Source organism: Amycolatopsis rhabdoformis (assembly GCF_035918295.1).
Taxonomy (GTDB): domain Bacteria; phylum Actinomycetota; class Actinomycetes; order Mycobacteriales; family Pseudonocardiaceae; genus Amycolatopsis; species Amycolatopsis rhabdoformis.
On sequence record NZ_CP142149.1, the window covers coordinates 2004278 to 2019260 of the forward strand.

The window sequence follows — 14983 nt, forward strand, 5'->3', positions numbered from 1 at the left end:
GGGCCGTGAGCACGGCCGCGCGCGAGCAGTTCACCGCACAGCTCGCGCATCCGACGCGGTGGGCGGCGCTCCGAGCGGCGCGGAGAGCATCGCCTTGACGATGCGGCTCGGTTCGTCGACCAGCACCTCGACGCTGCCGGCCCGGAGGCCGTCGAGACTGGCACGAGCCACCTTCGCCGGGTCGATCTTCGGCACGTCGCGTCCGGCCATGATGTCGGTGTCCGCGGCGCCGAGGTGCACCCCCTGGACCAGGGTTCCCTGGCCGGCCAGCTCCGCGCGCACCCCGTTGGTCATGTTCCACTCCGCGGCTTTCGCCGCCGAGTAGGACCCGGTTCCCTCGTTGGCGAACCAGGAAAGCACCGACATCACGTTGATGATCGCGCCGCCACCGTGGGCGGCGAGCACCGGCGCGAACGCGCGGATCACTCTCAGCGTGCCGAAGAAGTGCGTCTCCATGTCCAGGCGGATCTTGTCGAGGTCCCCGGTGACGAGGTCCGCGCCGGTGGTGATGCCGGCGTTGTTGACGATCAAGGTGACGTCCGTCGCGACGGCCGCTGCCTCGGCGATCGACTTCTCGTCGAGCAGGTCCAGGTGCAGCGGCGTCACCCGCCGATCCGAGGTGTCGATCAAATCCGGACGCCGAGCCGTCGCGTAGACCTTCGCGACTCCGCGGGCCAGCAGTTCGTTGACGTACTGGAGCCCGATCCCGCGGTTGGCTCCCGTGACCAGGGCCGTGGTTCCGGTGATGTCCATGACTGTTCCCTTTCGCTGGCTGGTGAACCGCCCTTCGTCAGGGTAAAAGTTGACGTTGACGTTAAGTACAAGGTTTCCGACCGGTGATCTGGGTCATGGTTCCGGTCGGGAAACGGAACGACGGGAGTTGCCGTGCGCATCGGAGAGCTCGCCGCGCGAGCCGACGTCAGTACCCGCGCCGTGCGCTATTACGAGGAGCAGGGCCTGCTGCAGTCCGAGCGCACGGCGGGCGGCCAGCGCGTGTATCCCGATTCCGCGGCGGACCGTCTCAGGCTCATCCAAGAGCTCTACACGGCAGGGCTGAGCAGCCGGGTGATCGCGTCTTTCCTGCCCTGTATCGACACCGGTGTCGTCCCGCCCGAAATGCTGGAACAGCTGACCGACGAACGCGCGCGCATCACGGAACGGATCACGCAGTTGCGCGAGGCGGGTCGCAGACTCGATACGCTGATCGGAATCTGCAAGGACTCGGACCCGGAAAACTGCCGGTCCTCGCTCGGCTGAGATTCCGGTTATCCGGTCAGGCCGGTTCGGTCATCGGCAACGGCGTTGCCGAGAAGACGCCCTCCGGATCCACCGCGGCCTTGATTCGTTGCAGGCGGGCCAGGTTGTCTCCGTAGATGTGGGGGATCTGGTCGGTCGCTTCCGGCCCGAGGAGGTTGGCGTATCCGCCTGGGAAGGCGTGCTCGGCCAGCGCCGCGGAGGTCGCGTCGGCCCAGCTGCGGACGTGCTCGCCGGTTTCCTCGGCCGGCCAGATGCCGATGATCTCGGTCATGAGGTGCGGCCTGCGCAGCACGAACGCGGTGTCGTCGGGGGTGGGCCTGGTGGCGGCGCCGTGGAAGTGGTGCAGGGTGATCCCGGACATCGGCGTCGGCAGCCGGCCGCCGAACCGGTCGACGATGTCGATCACGTCCTCGCCGAGTTCGGGCACCGAGCGGGTCCGGATGGTGACGTGCCTGCCGTCGGGGAACATCGCGTCCCGGCCGGCGATCGTGTCCGCGTAGCGCGCGGCATCCAGCTGGGCGATCAGGGGATCGCCCAGTCGAGCCAGCGCCATCACGGGTCCCGACGGGTTCGTGCCGGTCGGGACATCGCCCGACCAGGTCGGAAGCACCAGCAACGCGGGTGAGCCGTCCGGTGCGGCGACCGCGGCGACCTGGATCGTCAGGCTGTCGGGGGAGTCCTGCTGTGCGTCGCGAACCCGGCCGAGTACCTGCCTGGCCTGGTTCCACGGGTACAGCACCAAACCGGTCACCACCGTCGGCCCATCGTGCAGCCGCACGGTCATCGAGGTGACGACCCCGAAATTGCCGCCACCGCCGCGCAACGCCCACAACAGGTCCGGATCGTGGTGCTCGTCGGTGCGCACGACCGTCCCGTCGGCCGTGACCAGTTCGGCGGACAGCAGGTTGTCCGCGGCGAGGCCGACCCGGCCGGCCAGGGGTCCGTAGCCGCCGCCGAGGGTGAGTCCGGCGACCCCGACCGTTCCGATCGTGCCGGTCGCTGCCACCAGGTCGTGCTCGTTGGCCGCGGCCAGCAGGTCGTTGGCAGACGCGCCACCACCGACCTCAGCGGTCCGGGCCCCGGGGTCGACCCGGACGTCGTGCATCGGCCTCAGATCCAGCGTCAAGCCGCCGTCGGCCAGGGCTCGGCCGGCGTAGTCGTGCCCCCGGCCGCGGACCGAGAGCGGAATGCCGAACTCACGCGCGGTGCGCACGCCGAGTGCCACGTCCTCGGGGGAGGTGCACGTCAGCACGACGGCGGGGAGATGCTTCACGGCGCCGTTCCACAAGGCGACGCTGTCGGCGTAGGCAGGGCCGGAAACGTGTACCTGCTCGGCGGGCAGGTGAGTGCGCAACGCGCGGTGTGCGGCGGCGATGGACTGCGTCTCTTCGAGACTGTGGGGCATGAACTTCCTCCAGCGAGGAGCGAGTTGGGTGCCGGGCACAGAACGTTCTGTCTCTGTATGTAATGCTCACTCTAGCAAGTCCGACGGTCTGCTGTGGCGAGCCGGCGTGACTGCGCTTCGGATGGGGACGCTCGCAGGGTTCGCCGCCCGCAACGGTGGCCATGGAAATTCTGTGACTGCACTCGCCGCATTGTCTGTCTGTCGCCACGGATTTGTCCGCGGAGTGTGCAGGTACCGTCTTTCCTTGCGCCCCAGGTTGGTTCAGGCGGAGCGGAGGTCTTCCCGTGTCATGCCGAGGTGAGCGCCCCTCATGGATGCAGGACGATCTTTCCCACGTGGTCCCGGCGAGCCAGTCGCGCCTGTGCCTGCGCCGCGTGCGACAAGGGGAACGTCGCGGCGATCACGGGATTGATCGCGGCCTGACGGGCGAGGTCCACGAGAAGGCCGAAATGCGCGGGGGTGTGCATCGCGGAACCGATCACCTGCGCGTTGTGCAAGTAGAGCCGGCGGATGTCCAGGGACACGTCGTACCCGCCCAGGGCACCCGCGACGACCCACCGGCCACCTTCGCGCAACAGCGGCAGTCCGTCACTCACCAGCGCCCCGGCGACGACGTCGAGCGCGACGTCGATCCCCTCCGGGGCTGCTGCGCGGATCTGTCCGGTGACATCTCCAGCGCGGTCGAGGACCGCGTGTGCGCCGGCCTCGCGCACCTGATCGATCTTGCGTCCGCTGCTGATCGCGAGCACTTTCGCGCCGCGGGCGCGGGCGATCTGGACCAGCGCCAGGCCGACACCGCCGGACGCTCCCGAGACCAGCACGGTCTCGCCCGTCGTCAACCGACCTCGCTCGATCATGCCCAGTGCCGTGCCGTAAGCGGTCGGCAGCGTCGCGAGCTGATCGTCCGTGAGCGGTGACTCCGTCACATCGTGGACGCGTTCGGCGGGGGCGGTGACGTACTCGGCGTATCCGCCGTCGCGCTCACTCCCCATCAGCCCCACCGGGTTCGCATCCGCCGCTTCACTGTCGTAGATCGCCGGGTCGACGATGACGCGGCGGCCGATGAGGCTCTCGTCCGCGCCCGCGCCGATCGCCACCACCCGGCCCGCGACGTCGGCACCCTGGATCCGGGGGAAGTCGATCGGGCCTCGCCAGCCCGACAATGCCGTCGCGTCCCCCGGCCGGCCGTAGGCCCCTTCGCGGGTCCACAGATCGGTGTTGTTCAGGGCCACCGCACTGATCCGGACCAGGACCTCTCCTGCCTGCGGGGCCGGGACGGCCACCTCCGCCAGCTCGAGAACCTCGGGACCGCCGTGCTTCGTGATCCGTACGGCGCGCATCGTCTCAGTCTTGCCCATGGTCGAGCCTCACGGTAGATATACTGGTCTGTGAACATGGGCTACGGTACACCGATCAGTGAAGGTTGCAGAAGTGCGGGAAACGCAACACCGGACGCCGGCCGGCCGACGCATCGTCGCGGCCGCTGAGGAACTGTTCTACAGCCGCGGAATCACGGCGGTCGGCGTGGATCTGATAGCTGAGCACTCGGGCGTGACCAAGCGGACCCTCTACAACCAGTTCGGTTCGAAAGATCACCTCGTCGAGGCCTACCTGGCGGACCGTGACCAGCGCTGGCGGTCACTCGTCCAGGCCACTGTGGACGCCGGTGAGGGCCCCGTCGAAACCGTCATGGCGCCGTTCGCGGCGCTGCGGATCTGGAGCGAGACGAACAGTCGCGGATGCGCCTTCATCAATGCCCTGGCCGAGCTTCCGGATCCCGCGCACCCTGCACACCGGATCGCAGCGAACCAAAAGCGCTGGCTGCTGGACCTGTTCGAAGAACTGGCCACCGCCGCGCGATGCGCGAACCCCGCCGTCCTCGCCGTCCAGCTCCTCGTGCTGCACGAGGGCGCTCTCGCCACGCAACCACTCCCGTTCGACGCTCTTTCAAGCAGCATCGATCTGGCCCGGAAACTGATTCAGGCCGACGTTGTCCAAGGTCGGCCCAGGAGGTCCGGCGCACGCTGAGCCGAGACTTCGGTCTTGTGCGCGAATCCCCAGCGGGCCTGCCGGATCGGGTCGTCGACCGACGGGTCCGGACCGCGCCCGTAGCGCACGGTGTAGTCGGCGACCGGTCGTTCGACGACCTCCCACCCCGCTGCCCGCAGAGCGCTCGCGGAGTCAGGGCGGGCGCCGCCGTCGAGCAGGCTCGGCAGGTGCGAGCCGATGGCCTCGGGGGTGCCCGCGTACAGGTCGTGGTTGCGAAACTCGGCGGTCTCCTGCCCGAGCACGATCTCGTAGCCGAGGTGACTGCCGGGCGCGGACAGCCGGTCGACCAGCGCGAGCACCCGCTCCTCGACCGGCCGCGGGAGGTACGGCAGCACCCCCTCGGCGATCCAGGTCGTGGGCCGGTCCGCCGAGAAGCCGGCGGCCAGCAGCGCGACGTCCCAGTCTTCGGCGAGGTCGACGACGAGCCGGTCGCAGCGCACCCGAGCCTTCGCGCCGACCGCGTCGAGGACTGTGGTCTTGAAGGTCAGCACGTCCGCGCGGTCGATCTCGAAAACCCTTGCTTCCGCCGGCAAATCGAGCCGCAGCGCGAGTGTCCAGGCCGGCGCCGAGAAGCACGACCTGCGGTGTCGCGGCCGCTCGCACCGCATCGTCGAACACCCGCGTGCGCAGACCGCAGTAGGCGCCGAGGCGGCCCCACACCGGGCCCGCGTCGCCGGCGTCGACGTCCTCGATGCGAGTGGGCATCGCGACACCAGCGCGCACACTCCGGACGAAGTGCTCGGCGTACTCGTCCCGGACGAGCCCGTCCGGACGGTGGGTTTCGATCGCCCGGGTGGCGGCGATCATCAGGGCGGTGGTGCTGACGCCCTCAGTCAATTCGGCATCGCTCACAGAGGCCGACGGTACCGGCGGGGATTGCCTTTCCCGGGACGGATCGTGGTGATCATCACGAAAATATCGAATTACCGGCAAGGGGGCGAATAAATGTACTAACGGGCGCGCTTTAGGTCCGCTTCTCATTTCCTGATTCCAGGAGAAATAGATCGTTAAGGTGACTCCGGAATATCTTCCGATAAGAGATGTCTGGTAACCGGTGGAGCCAACGTTTCGATGGAGCGCCGCTGTCGATCAGGCGGGTGTGCCGGACCAGGCTTTTTCGAGGAGGTGCAGGAGGTCCTGTCTGTTGATCGGGCGGGGGTTCGCGTAGGGCGTGATCAGAGTTTCTTCGGCGACCGCGCGGAGTTGAGATCGTCGGACCCCGAGCTCGGCGAGGCTGCTGGGGGCGCCCGACTCGGTGACCAGCTTGCTCAGTGCGGCCGCGGCGTCGGGGGCGTTGAGTGCTCGGCGCACAGCAGCGGCAGCGTCGGGTGCCGCCGGCAGGTTGAACGCGGCGACGTGCGGGAGCATCGCGGCGTGCGTCTCGGCGTGGGGGAGATCGAGCAGGCCGCCGAGCACGTGGCAGACCTTGTGGTGAAGGCCCATCGTCGTCGCGCCGAGGCAGGTTCCGCACAGCCACGCACCCTGCAGCGCGGTCGCCCGGGTCGCAGCGTCGGGAGTGCCGGTGCCGAGAACCGGTAACGCCTCGACGAGGTCGCGGATGCCGCGCTCGGCCATGGCCGCGATCGGTGGGGAACTGTCGGGCGCATACAGTGCTTCCACCGCGTGGGCGATCGCGTTCAGTCCGCTCGTGACCGCGGTGGCAGCGGGGACGGTCGCCGTCAGCTCGGGGTCGTAGACCACGGCCCGCGGCAGCACCGAACGGTCCCGCCCGGTCAGTTTGCGGAAGTCTTCGGTGAGCCCCCAGATCGGGGTCATCTCGGACCCCGCGTAGGTCGTGGGCAGCGCGACGTAGGGTAGGCCGGCGCGCAGGGACAGGGCCTTGGCCAGACCGATCGTCGACCCACCGCCGGCGGCAACGCAGCCGTCGGCTCCCAGCTCGGCGGCGACGACGAGGGCGTCGCTGATCGTGGCCAGCGGGACATGCATCCGGGCCTGTTCGAAGACGCCGACGGCGCGTTCGCCCAAAATGGCCGTCGCGTGTCCGGCGAGTCCGCGCTGAGTGGGTGTGCACAGCACGAGGACGCGGCGCAGGCCGGCGTGGTCGGTCTCCTCGGCCAATCGGGCGACTGAGCCCGCACCGAAGACAACGCGGGCCGGTAGAGCTTCGTAGGCCGGCGCGTTCACGTGTCGGCCCGCCTGAGCCGGATGGTGAACTGTGCCCGGCGGAAGGGCGCCGTGAAGCCGAACCGCTCGGCCTCCGCCGGGTCGGTCACCACGACGAAGTCGGTGATCAGGCTCGCGCGCACGGCGAAGACCGCGTCACTGTCGAGGTACGGTCCGTCCGCTACGAACAGGTGCGTGGTCAGCGGCTCGTGCCCGGCGGCGTCGGCGATCACGTGGACGTGCGCGGGCCGATAGGGGTGCCGGCCGGTCGCACCGAGCAGCTCGCCGACGGGCCCGTCGATGGGAATCGGGTAGTGGCTCGGCACGACCGTGCGGAACCAGAACTCGCCGTTTTCGTTGGTGTGGAAGAGTCCGCGGCCGTTGCCGGCGGGCTGGCTCTCCGGTTGCTGGACGTCGTAGAAGCCGTTCTCGTCGCATTGCCAGACGTCGATCGCGGCCTCGCTCAGGGGATTGTCGTCGAGGTCGGCCACCGAACCGGTGATCACGCAGGGCGTGCCGTTCCCGATGAGGTCGATGGAGTCGCCGAGCGTCCGGACGGGGGAGTCGACCAGATGGAAGGGGCCCAGCACCGTCGACTCGGTACCGAGATCGCCGCCGTTGATCGTTTCGACGAGCATCGAGATGCCGAGGACGTCGGAAAGCAGCACGAACTCCTGCCGGGTGTCCTCGGTCTTGTGCCCGACCGCGGTCAGGAACTCGATGGCCTGTTCCCACTCCCGGTTCGTGAGCCGCGACTCCCGGACCGCGGCGTGGAGGTGGCGTGTGACCGTGCCGAGGATCGCCTTCAGCCGTGGGGCCGGCGTGTCCGCGAAGCTGGTGATGACGGCGTCGAGGAGGGCCTTCTCACCGAGGTCCATCAAGCACCCCGCTCGTGGTCGGCGAGCTTGGTCGCGAACCAGTCCGCGACGAGGGCGCTGCGCTCGCTCGAGTGGTTGTAGATCGTGTGCTCGCCGTCGTCCCACACCCGGAGGGTGGCGTCACCGTGGTGCGCGGCGGCGTCGAGGAACGGCTGCTGGTCGTCGAGGCTCACCAGGGGGTCCTGACCACCGTGCAGGACCAGGACAGGGCAGTCGATCCGGTCCTCGGGCCGCAGCGAAATCCGGTCGAAGGTGCGCTGGATCGAAGCTCGGTCGCTCGTGCCGAGCATGGCGGCGGCCTGCTCGACGTAGCTGCGGAAGGTGGGCAGGTGTGGCCGGGCCGGAGCACCGTTGACGCACACCGCCGCGACGCGCGGGTCGGACGCGGCCGTGGTGGCGGCGTACAGCCCGCCGTTGCTGTTGCCCCACAGGCCGACGGGCCCGCAATCTCCGCGCTCGACGAGGTGATCGACGAAGCCGCGGTACGCGGCGCGGACGTCGGTGTCCAGCAGCACTCCTCCCTCGAGGCGCGTCCTGCCCTGTCCCGGTCCCTCGGCCAACAGCGCCGCGAGGCCGCGACGGTTCAACGCATCGGCCTGCCGGAGATACGCCGGGCCCCAGCCGCTCTGGCCGCCGCAGACGACGACCGTGCCCAGCACACGACCGGGGGGCAGCAGCAGCCAGCCGAACATCCGGCCGCCCGCAAAGGGAATCTCCACCTGTTGGCAGCGCGGGGGTCGCGGGGCCCCGCTGGCCCGCACCGCCGCGGCGGACAAGGCCGCTGCTCGCGCGCCGACGGCGGTGGTCAGCCGGGAGTAGAGCGCGCGCTTGCGTTCGGTGTCGAAGTTGAACGCCATCTGCGCGAACACCAGGCAGGCGATGGCCGACCGGTACGCCTCGTCCGCGGTAACCGTCCGGCCGTCCTGGTCGGCGTCGGCCGCGCGCCGCCAGTGGCGGTCGGCAAGATCTTCGGCCGCGGTGTCCCAGGGCGTTCCGGCCGCGGTGAGGTGCTGGAGCTCGAGCACATCGGCGAAGTCCATGCCGTAGTCGAGCATCCGGGTCGGCGACATCGCCCGCCAGAGCACCTCGGTCGGCGGGAGCTCGGCCGTCGTGGTCCCGCCGCCGGTGCGCCAGCGCAGGCGGGTGCGGAGCGCGTCGACGGCCGCCGGCAGGTCGGCGAGCGCGCCCGCCCAGAACAGGTGGAAGTCCGGCCGTCCGATGAACGCCTCCACCTCGTTGTCGCGCAGGAAAACGGCGTAGGTGTCGTCCACGTCTTCGACGTCCGTGCCGAGCACCGCCGTGGCGACGCCGAGCCGGTCGAGGAAGTCCAGCTGGGCCGGGGACAGCACGGACCGCGGGTCGGTCTCCGTGACCAGGCTGAAGCCTCGCCCCACGACGTCGTCGAACAGGCCCTTCACGCCGTCCTTGCTCACGATTCCCTGTGGGGCAAGGGTGCCGGCCGGAGAAGCCGGTCGTCCGTCCGAGCCGTGGTGGACGACGCCGGCCTCGATCGTGGGGAACGGCGGCGGTGGTGGTGCGGTGCCGTCCCGGAACGCCTGGTCGCGGGCCGCGGCAGCGGCGGGGTCGTGGGTGTTCGCCACGCGCCCCAGAGCGCTGGAGATCTCGGTGATCGCGGTGGCGTGGGGGCGGCGCTCGGCTTCGTAGGTGTCCAGCAGTTCGTCGCCGGCGAGGCCGCGCAGTACGAGGTCGAGCTTCCAACCGAGGGTGAGACCGTCTCGCATGCCGGAGCACGCACCCTGGCCCATGTAGGGCGGGGTGGTGTGCGCCGCGTCGCCGATCAGGAAAACCCGGCCCCGCCGCCAGGTCTCGGCGATCCGGCCCTGAAAGGTGTATACCACCTGACGCAGGATCCGGACGTCGTCCGGGCCGAGACCGTGGGTCTCCCGCAACCAGGTCCAGGCGAACTCGGGGCGTTCGAACTCGGCGGCGTCCTCACCGTGGAGGACCGCCAGCTCGAACCGTTGCCGGCTCTTCCCGATCGGCATGTGCATGGAGCCGCGGACCGGATCGCAGTACTGGGTGAGGTTCGCGAACCGCTCCGGCAGAGGCCGCAGCCGCTCGGTGTCGAGGTTGAGCCAGCGGTCGTCGACACCGTTGTCGCTGCGCTGGATGCCGAGGGTCTCCCGCACGAAGCTGTTGGCGCCGTCCGCGCCCACGAGGTACTTCGCGGTGACGACCCGTTCCTCGCCGCCGTGCGACCACTGACCCGTGCGGGACTGGGTCCACGGTCGGGCGGCGAGCTCGACACCGTCGTCGTGCGGCCGGACGGCGACCACCGACCAGCCCTGGTTGACCTCGACGCGGCCCGACGCCCGTACGCGGGTGTCGATCGCGTCCTCGATGTCGGGCTGGTAGATCGACAGGTGTGCGGGGTGACCGCACGAGCTGCCCTGCCAGTTCAGCTCGAGGAGCAGTTCGCCCGAACCGTTGAGGTACCGGTAGCCCGACAGCGGCAGCGCGTCCCGGAGGGCGTGGTCGAGATCCCCGACAGCCTGGACGATGCGCGCGGTCTCGCCGTCGATGTGCGTCAGGCGCGGCAGCCCGTAGAGCGAGGGCCAGCGCTCGAACACCACCACCGAATGCCCGGCCTTGCCCAGGGCGGAGGCCAGGACGAGCCCCGAGGGGCCGTATCCGACAATCGCAACGTCGTATTCGTGGTTCACGATCAGATCTCCCGTCGAGGCGGAGCGGTTGCACTCCTGCGAATCGAGGTGGACGGTAGGCCGAAACCCGTGGTGTTCCGATCCTGTTCGCGCCACCCCGATCCACCTCGCGACGCGGGTTCGGGCTGGGGCGTGACCAGCCCGGTCAGACGGTCGCTACGCCGCTGACCGGGGAGCCGACGGCGCCGGGAAGCCGGAGCGGGGGCGCCGTCAGCAAGAAGCGGGACCGCTCGTGCTCTCGCAGCCAGTGGGCGAGGTCGGCCAGGTACCACATTTCGCCCAGCGGTATTCCCTGCTTGAAGAGGCAATGGGTGTGCAGCGGCAGCACGGATTCGGCGCCAGGGGCCGGATCCAGGCTGAAGGGTTCCACCGCGAGGTTGTCGGCGACGATCGCCGAAAGCCCGCTGTCGGTGATCCACTGCAAGAGGCGGTGGTCCTGGCTGTCGAGCACGGCGCAGCTGTTCAGCTTCTCCTGCGTCAGGTCGTCGCCGAGGTCGAGCATGATCGCGGTGAGTCCGGTGTGGACACACAGGATGTCGCCGGCCTCGACGGTCACGTGCTGTTCCGCCATGACCTCGGCGAGCATTTCGTAGCCGACGGCGACGCGCTCGTGGCCGACCGCCCGTTCCAGATCGACCAGCACTCCGCGGCCTTGGACCCCGGTCTGGGCCATGGTTTCGATGCCGAGCGCGTCGGCGTGCGGTGGTACCGAGCCGGCCGGATCGCCGATCACGTCGACGTCCGCCCGGTAGCCGTTGTAGTAGCAGATCGCGGGCTCGCCGGTGCCGTCGAGGTCGAAGACGCCGCCGTGGTGGGCGAAGGAGTCCCACTGGGTCGAGTACTGCAAGTGGAGGACCGCAAGATCGTCGCTGACGACGTCGGGCACCGTGGGCAGGAAGCGGTGGTTGTGCCCGAGCGGGGTGCTGGCGAGCACCGGGGGCTTGCGCGGCCCCAGAGCGTATTCGCCGCGGGGGAAGTCGAGCGGGAGGCTGAGCGGGAAAGCGATCCCCTCACGAACCTCCCTGGTGGCAGCGAGACGCCGTTCGGCTGTGATCAGGTTCAGGCGGCCGAGCTGGTCGTCGTCGCCGAACTCACCCCAGTTCGAGCCCTCCGGGCGTCGGGTCCAGCGGGTCATGGTCTTCCTCCTGGTTGGTCTGGTGGCCTGCGGTGGCCCGTACGATGTGCGCATGCCGCAGATGAGGCCGGGTCTCAAGGACGTCGCGGAACGCGCGGGTGTCGGTGTCTCGTCCGTTTCCCGGGTCCTCTCGGGTCACCCGGACGTGAGCGTGAAGATGCGTGACCGCGTCATGGCGGCGGTCGACGAGATCGGCTACCGGCCGGACATCTTCGCCCGCGGACTTCGCGGTGGGCCCACGATGTCGGTCGGCATGGTGATCGGTGACATCTCCAATCCACTGCTGTCGGAAATAAGCCTCGGTGCGGAGGGTGAACTCCGGCGCGCCGGCTACTCCCTGCTGTTCGTGAACTCGATGAACGATCCCGAGCTCGAGGCGCAGAACATCCTGCTCTTCCAGGACCGCCACGTGGACGGGCTGCTCCTGTCGCTCAGCGCGGAGGACGATGCCGGCGTGCTGGCGGCTCTGGAGTCCATCGAGGCGCCGTTGGTGCTGATCGACCGGGAGCTCGACGATCCGAGCGGGCTGCTGACGCCGAGCGCGGTGCTGTGCGACCACCGCGGGGGGATGCGTGCGGCCATCTCCCACTTGCTCGACCTCGGGCACCGGCGGATCGGGTGCATCCTGGGCGGGCACGCGCGGTTCGCGCGCATGCGCCGCCGAGGAGTGGAGGAGGCCTACGCCGAGCGCGGCCTGCCGCCGACCTACAGCATCGTCCAGGGCCCGCTCGATGCCGATCACGGCCAGGCGGCGACGTCGCGGCTCCTGGACAAGCGGGAGCGGCCCACGGCCCTCGTCGTCGGCGGGAACCAGCTGCTCAAGGGATGCCTGCGCGAACTGCGTTCGCGCGGGCTGGCGGTCGGGGCCGACCTGTCGCTGGTCAGCTGCGACGAGACCGATCTGACGGAGATGCACGAGCCACCCATCGCCGTCGTGCGGCGCGACACCCACCGGCTGGGGCGGACCGCCGCCGGGCTGCTCGTCCGCCGCATCCAAGAGCCCGAAGAGGGCCCGGTCACCACCGTCCACCCGACGCAGTTCGTTCCCCGGCCGAGCGTCGCCCCGGTCCGGGCGGCCGCCAGCGCCTGAGGGCGGCGGCCGCCGTATGCCGTTATCCGGCCTCGACCCGGTGGAACCGGATGTAGTCCTGGTCGAGTTCCCAGCCCAGGCCGGGCTGGTCCGGGAGGGTGATCCCGCCGTCGAACAGAGGCGGCCGATTCGCGATCAGGTTCCACCAGATCGGGTCGCGTTCGGGATCGAAACACTCCGCGTAGAGCCCGTGCGGGATGGACGCCAGCAGGTGGCTTGAGAGCTGGGGCTCCTCGTGGTGGGCCATCTTGACGTCGAAGGCCGCCGCCATCCCGGCGACCCGGCGCCATTCGGTCGGTCCGCCCGTCCAGGAAGCGTCGAAGTTGCAGACGTCGATGGCGCCGTCGACCATGAGATCGCGCGCGCCGCCGGCGGAGAACTCGCTCTGGCCGGCGCAAACGCGCACTCCGGTGGCGTACCGGACGTCTCGCATCGCGCGCCGGTCGTTGTGCCACTGGCACGGTTCCTCCAGCCAGTGGAGGTCGAGGTCGGCCACCCGGCGGGTGAAGGTGATCGCGTCGGCCACGGTCCAGCCCTGGTTGGCGTCGGCCGCCAGGACGAAATCGGGACCCGCGGCCTCCCGGGCCCGGCGGAACCGCTCGGCGTCTGCGACGGGATCGGCGCCGCCCACCTTGAACTTCATCCCCGACAGGCCGCGTTCCCGCAAGACGGCGATCTCGTCCTCGATGCTGAGCGGGCTGTCGTAGTAGCCGCCGATCGAGATCATCGGGATGGTGTTGCGGTAGCCGCCCCACAGCCGCCACAGCGGTTGACCGAGCAGCTTGCCCACGGCGTCCCAGATCGCGCTGTCCACACACGCGGACGCGACCAGACCGAGCCTGCGGTCCCGCAGGATGTCGAACGTCGCCGGGCGCGCGAGCGACCAGCAACGCTCGACGGCCATGGCGTCCTGGCCGAGCAGGCGCGGTTCGATCTCGCGGTGGATGATCGCGTCGATCTCGAGGAGGGCCGCGTCCTCGTCGCCGGCGTAGGCCTCACCGACGATCCCCTCCTCGGTGTACACGCGAGTGACGATCGTCGAGCGGTGGCTCATCTGGTAGTAGCTGCCCCGGAAGACGCGAGCGAGCGGGACGCGGATGGGGACGGTCTCGATCCTGCGGATGGTCAGGCCCGTCAGGGCGCGAACTTCCTTCCCGACCGGCGATGCGTCGAGCGTCATGAGTGATCGAACTCCTCTGGCAGATGACTGGTAACGTTCCCAGTTTAACAGGGTCAGACCGACCTCTTCCAGGTGTGCATCCGATCCCTCCTCGACGGTCTGATTAGGCCTCTAAACAGGTGAAACGTAAATCTGTTCTCGACTCTGGTCAGTCCGGAACTCGACTGGTAAGGTTTCCAGTCGGCGCCGGCGGCAGTGCTCTGGCCGGCAGCCGGAAACCCCAGCGATCCACCACGGAGGTCGAAGTCATGACGACGATCGATGCTGATTTGCGTCGCAAGAACCGGGAGGCCGTCGAGACCTTCATCGATACGAACAAGCGCGACCGGTACCTCGAGCAGTGGGCCGACGACGGCGTGAAGGAACTGCCGTTCGCCGTGCTGGAGGAGACGCGCTGGGCCGGCATCGCCGAAGTTCGCCGGAACAGCGAGGAGAACGCCGTCCGCCGCTCCGGCGGTGACGCGTCCCGGCTGGATCTCCGCATCTTCGAGAGTGCCGATCCGAACGTCTTCTGGGTGACCAACCGGTGCTCCGAGCAGAAGACCTTCAACGGGGCGCCCTACCCCCAGCGGTATGTCCACCAGCTCGTGCTCCGGGACGGAAAGGTGGCCGTCTACCGCGAGTTCTTCAGTTCCCTGGTGCTCGAGCGCGCCCTACTCCGGCAAGCCCCGCCCGCTTTGCCCGGCTGGACCCCGGTGGCCTACGACCCGCCGCGGGAATTCGACGAGACCACCGCCGCCGCGTCCGCGGAGAGCGCGCGTGTGGTCGAGAGCTGGTTGGCCGCGGACCTGTCGGACCCGAAGTCGCGCGACGAACTGTGGGCCGAGGACGCGCTCCTCGAGTACCCGTTCGCCCCGCCGAACCAAGCGAAAGCCGCGTGGCAGGGCCGAGACGAGCTCCGCGCTCGGGCCGAGTGGGTCGCCGAGAACTTCGTGGGTTGCGCCCACGTCGACATCGAGCTCTTCCCGTCCGTGGACCCGGGCCTGGTCTGGGCGCGCAGCCGGATGGCGGACACCGCGACCGCCTTCGGCCGGCCCTACCCGCAGACCTACCTGTCCGCGTTCAACGTGCGCGACGGCCGGATCCGGCTGGCGCAGATCTACCACGACCCGCTGCTGGTGGCGACGGTCGTCCCGTTGGCCGGTTGAGCTCGCGGGACGTGAAGCGGATGGGAAACGAAA

12 protein-coding genes and 1 pseudogene are annotated in these 14983 nt (G+C 69.5%); 4 read left to right on the forward strand and 9 right to left on the reverse strand.

Translation table 11 applies throughout. The features are described 5' to 3' along the window. Nucleotides 1-30: 30 nt before the first annotated feature. The gene (locus VSH64_RS09360) at nucleotides 31-753 is read right to left on the reverse strand and encodes an SDR family oxidoreductase (protein ID WP_326835120.1); all 723 of its coding nucleotides are present in this window, start codon (nucleotides 751-753) and stop codon (nucleotides 31-33) included. 132 nt (nucleotides 754-885) lie between these two features. Between VSH64_RS09360 and VSH64_RS09365 the strand changes: the two genes are divergently transcribed. Continuing rightward, nucleotides 886-1257, forward strand: coding sequence for a MerR family transcriptional regulator (locus VSH64_RS09365; protein WP_326835121.1), 372 nt, complete (start codon nucleotides 886-888; stop codon nucleotides 1255-1257). A gap of 16 nt (nucleotides 1258-1273) precedes the next feature. Here VSH64_RS09365 and VSH64_RS09370 read toward each other — a convergent pair whose 3' ends face one another. Together VSH64_RS09370 and VSH64_RS09375 are read right to left on the reverse strand one after the other, a co-directional pair. Beyond that, a complete protein-coding gene (locus VSH64_RS09370) occupies nucleotides 1274-2662 on the reverse strand; it encodes an FAD-binding oxidoreductase (RefSeq protein ID WP_326835122.1) in 1389 nt (462 codons plus the stop codon). 308 nt (nucleotides 2663-2970) lie between these two features. Further along, entirely contained in the window at nucleotides 2971-4020 is a 1050-nt protein-coding gene (locus tag VSH64_RS09375) for a zinc-binding dehydrogenase (RefSeq protein WP_326835123.1), read from the reverse strand. A gap of 58 nt (nucleotides 4021-4078) precedes the next feature. Here VSH64_RS09375 and VSH64_RS09380 point away from each other — a divergent pair, with 58 nt between their 5' ends. After that, nucleotides 4079-4690: a TetR/AcrR family transcriptional regulator gene (locus VSH64_RS09380; RefSeq protein ID WP_326835124.1), complete on the forward strand. Its 612-nt coding sequence runs from the start codon at nucleotides 4079-4081 to the stop codon at nucleotides 4688-4690. On the opposite strand, the pseudogene VSH64_RS48490 reads toward VSH64_RS09380, so the two are convergent. The 5 genes and pseudogenes from VSH64_RS48490 to VSH64_RS09410 all read right to left on the reverse strand — a co-directional run bounded on the left by VSH64_RS48490 (nucleotide 4642) and on the right by VSH64_RS09410 (nucleotide 11532). Next, nucleotides 4642-5692, reverse strand: a pseudogene (locus tag VSH64_RS48490) (SAM-dependent methyltransferase). The gene VSH64_RS09380 and the pseudogene VSH64_RS48490 overlap by 49 nt on opposite strands. Nucleotides 5693-5800: 108 nt before the next feature. Then, the gene (locus VSH64_RS09395) at nucleotides 5801-6856 is read right to left on the reverse strand and encodes a maleylacetate reductase (RefSeq protein ID WP_326835125.1); all 1056 of its coding nucleotides are present in this window, start codon (nucleotides 6854-6856) and stop codon (nucleotides 5801-5803) included. Then, entirely contained in the window at nucleotides 6853-7713 is an 861-nt protein-coding gene (locus tag VSH64_RS09400; protein WP_326835126.1) for a dioxygenase family protein, read from the reverse strand. The genes VSH64_RS09395 and VSH64_RS09400 overlap by 4 nt, the downstream gene beginning before the upstream one ends. Beyond that, complete coding sequence (locus VSH64_RS09405) at nucleotides 7713-10397, reverse strand: bifunctional 3-(3-hydroxy-phenyl)propionate/3-hydroxycinnamic acid hydroxylase (RefSeq protein ID WP_326835127.1); 2685 nt, start codon at nucleotides 10395-10397, stop codon at nucleotides 7713-7715. The genes VSH64_RS09400 and VSH64_RS09405 overlap by 1 nt, the downstream gene beginning before the upstream one ends. A gap of 145 nt (nucleotides 10398-10542) precedes the next feature. Then, the gene (locus tag VSH64_RS09410; protein ID WP_326835128.1) at nucleotides 10543-11532 is read right to left on the reverse strand and encodes a cyclase family protein; all 990 of its coding nucleotides are present in this window, start codon (nucleotides 11530-11532) and stop codon (nucleotides 10543-10545) included. 52 nt (nucleotides 11533-11584) lie between these two features. On the opposite strand from VSH64_RS09410, the gene VSH64_RS09415 reads away from it, so the two are divergent. Then, a complete protein-coding gene (locus VSH64_RS09415; protein ID WP_326835129.1) occupies nucleotides 11585-12622 on the forward strand; it encodes a LacI family DNA-binding transcriptional regulator in 1038 nt (345 codons plus the stop codon). A gap of 22 nt (nucleotides 12623-12644) precedes the next feature. Here VSH64_RS09415 and VSH64_RS09420 read toward each other — a convergent pair whose 3' ends face one another. Then, on the reverse strand, nucleotides 12645-13802 hold the full coding sequence (locus VSH64_RS09420) for a mandelate racemase/muconate lactonizing enzyme family protein (protein ID WP_326835130.1): 1158 nt from the start codon (nucleotides 13800-13802) through the stop codon (nucleotides 12645-12647). 248 nt (nucleotides 13803-14050) lie between these two features. Between VSH64_RS09420 and VSH64_RS09425 the strand changes: the two genes are divergently transcribed. Beyond that, entirely contained in the window at nucleotides 14051-14950 is a 900-nt protein-coding gene (locus VSH64_RS09425; RefSeq protein ID WP_326835131.1) for a nuclear transport factor 2 family protein, read from the forward strand. Nucleotides 14951-14983: the final 33 nt, after the last annotated feature.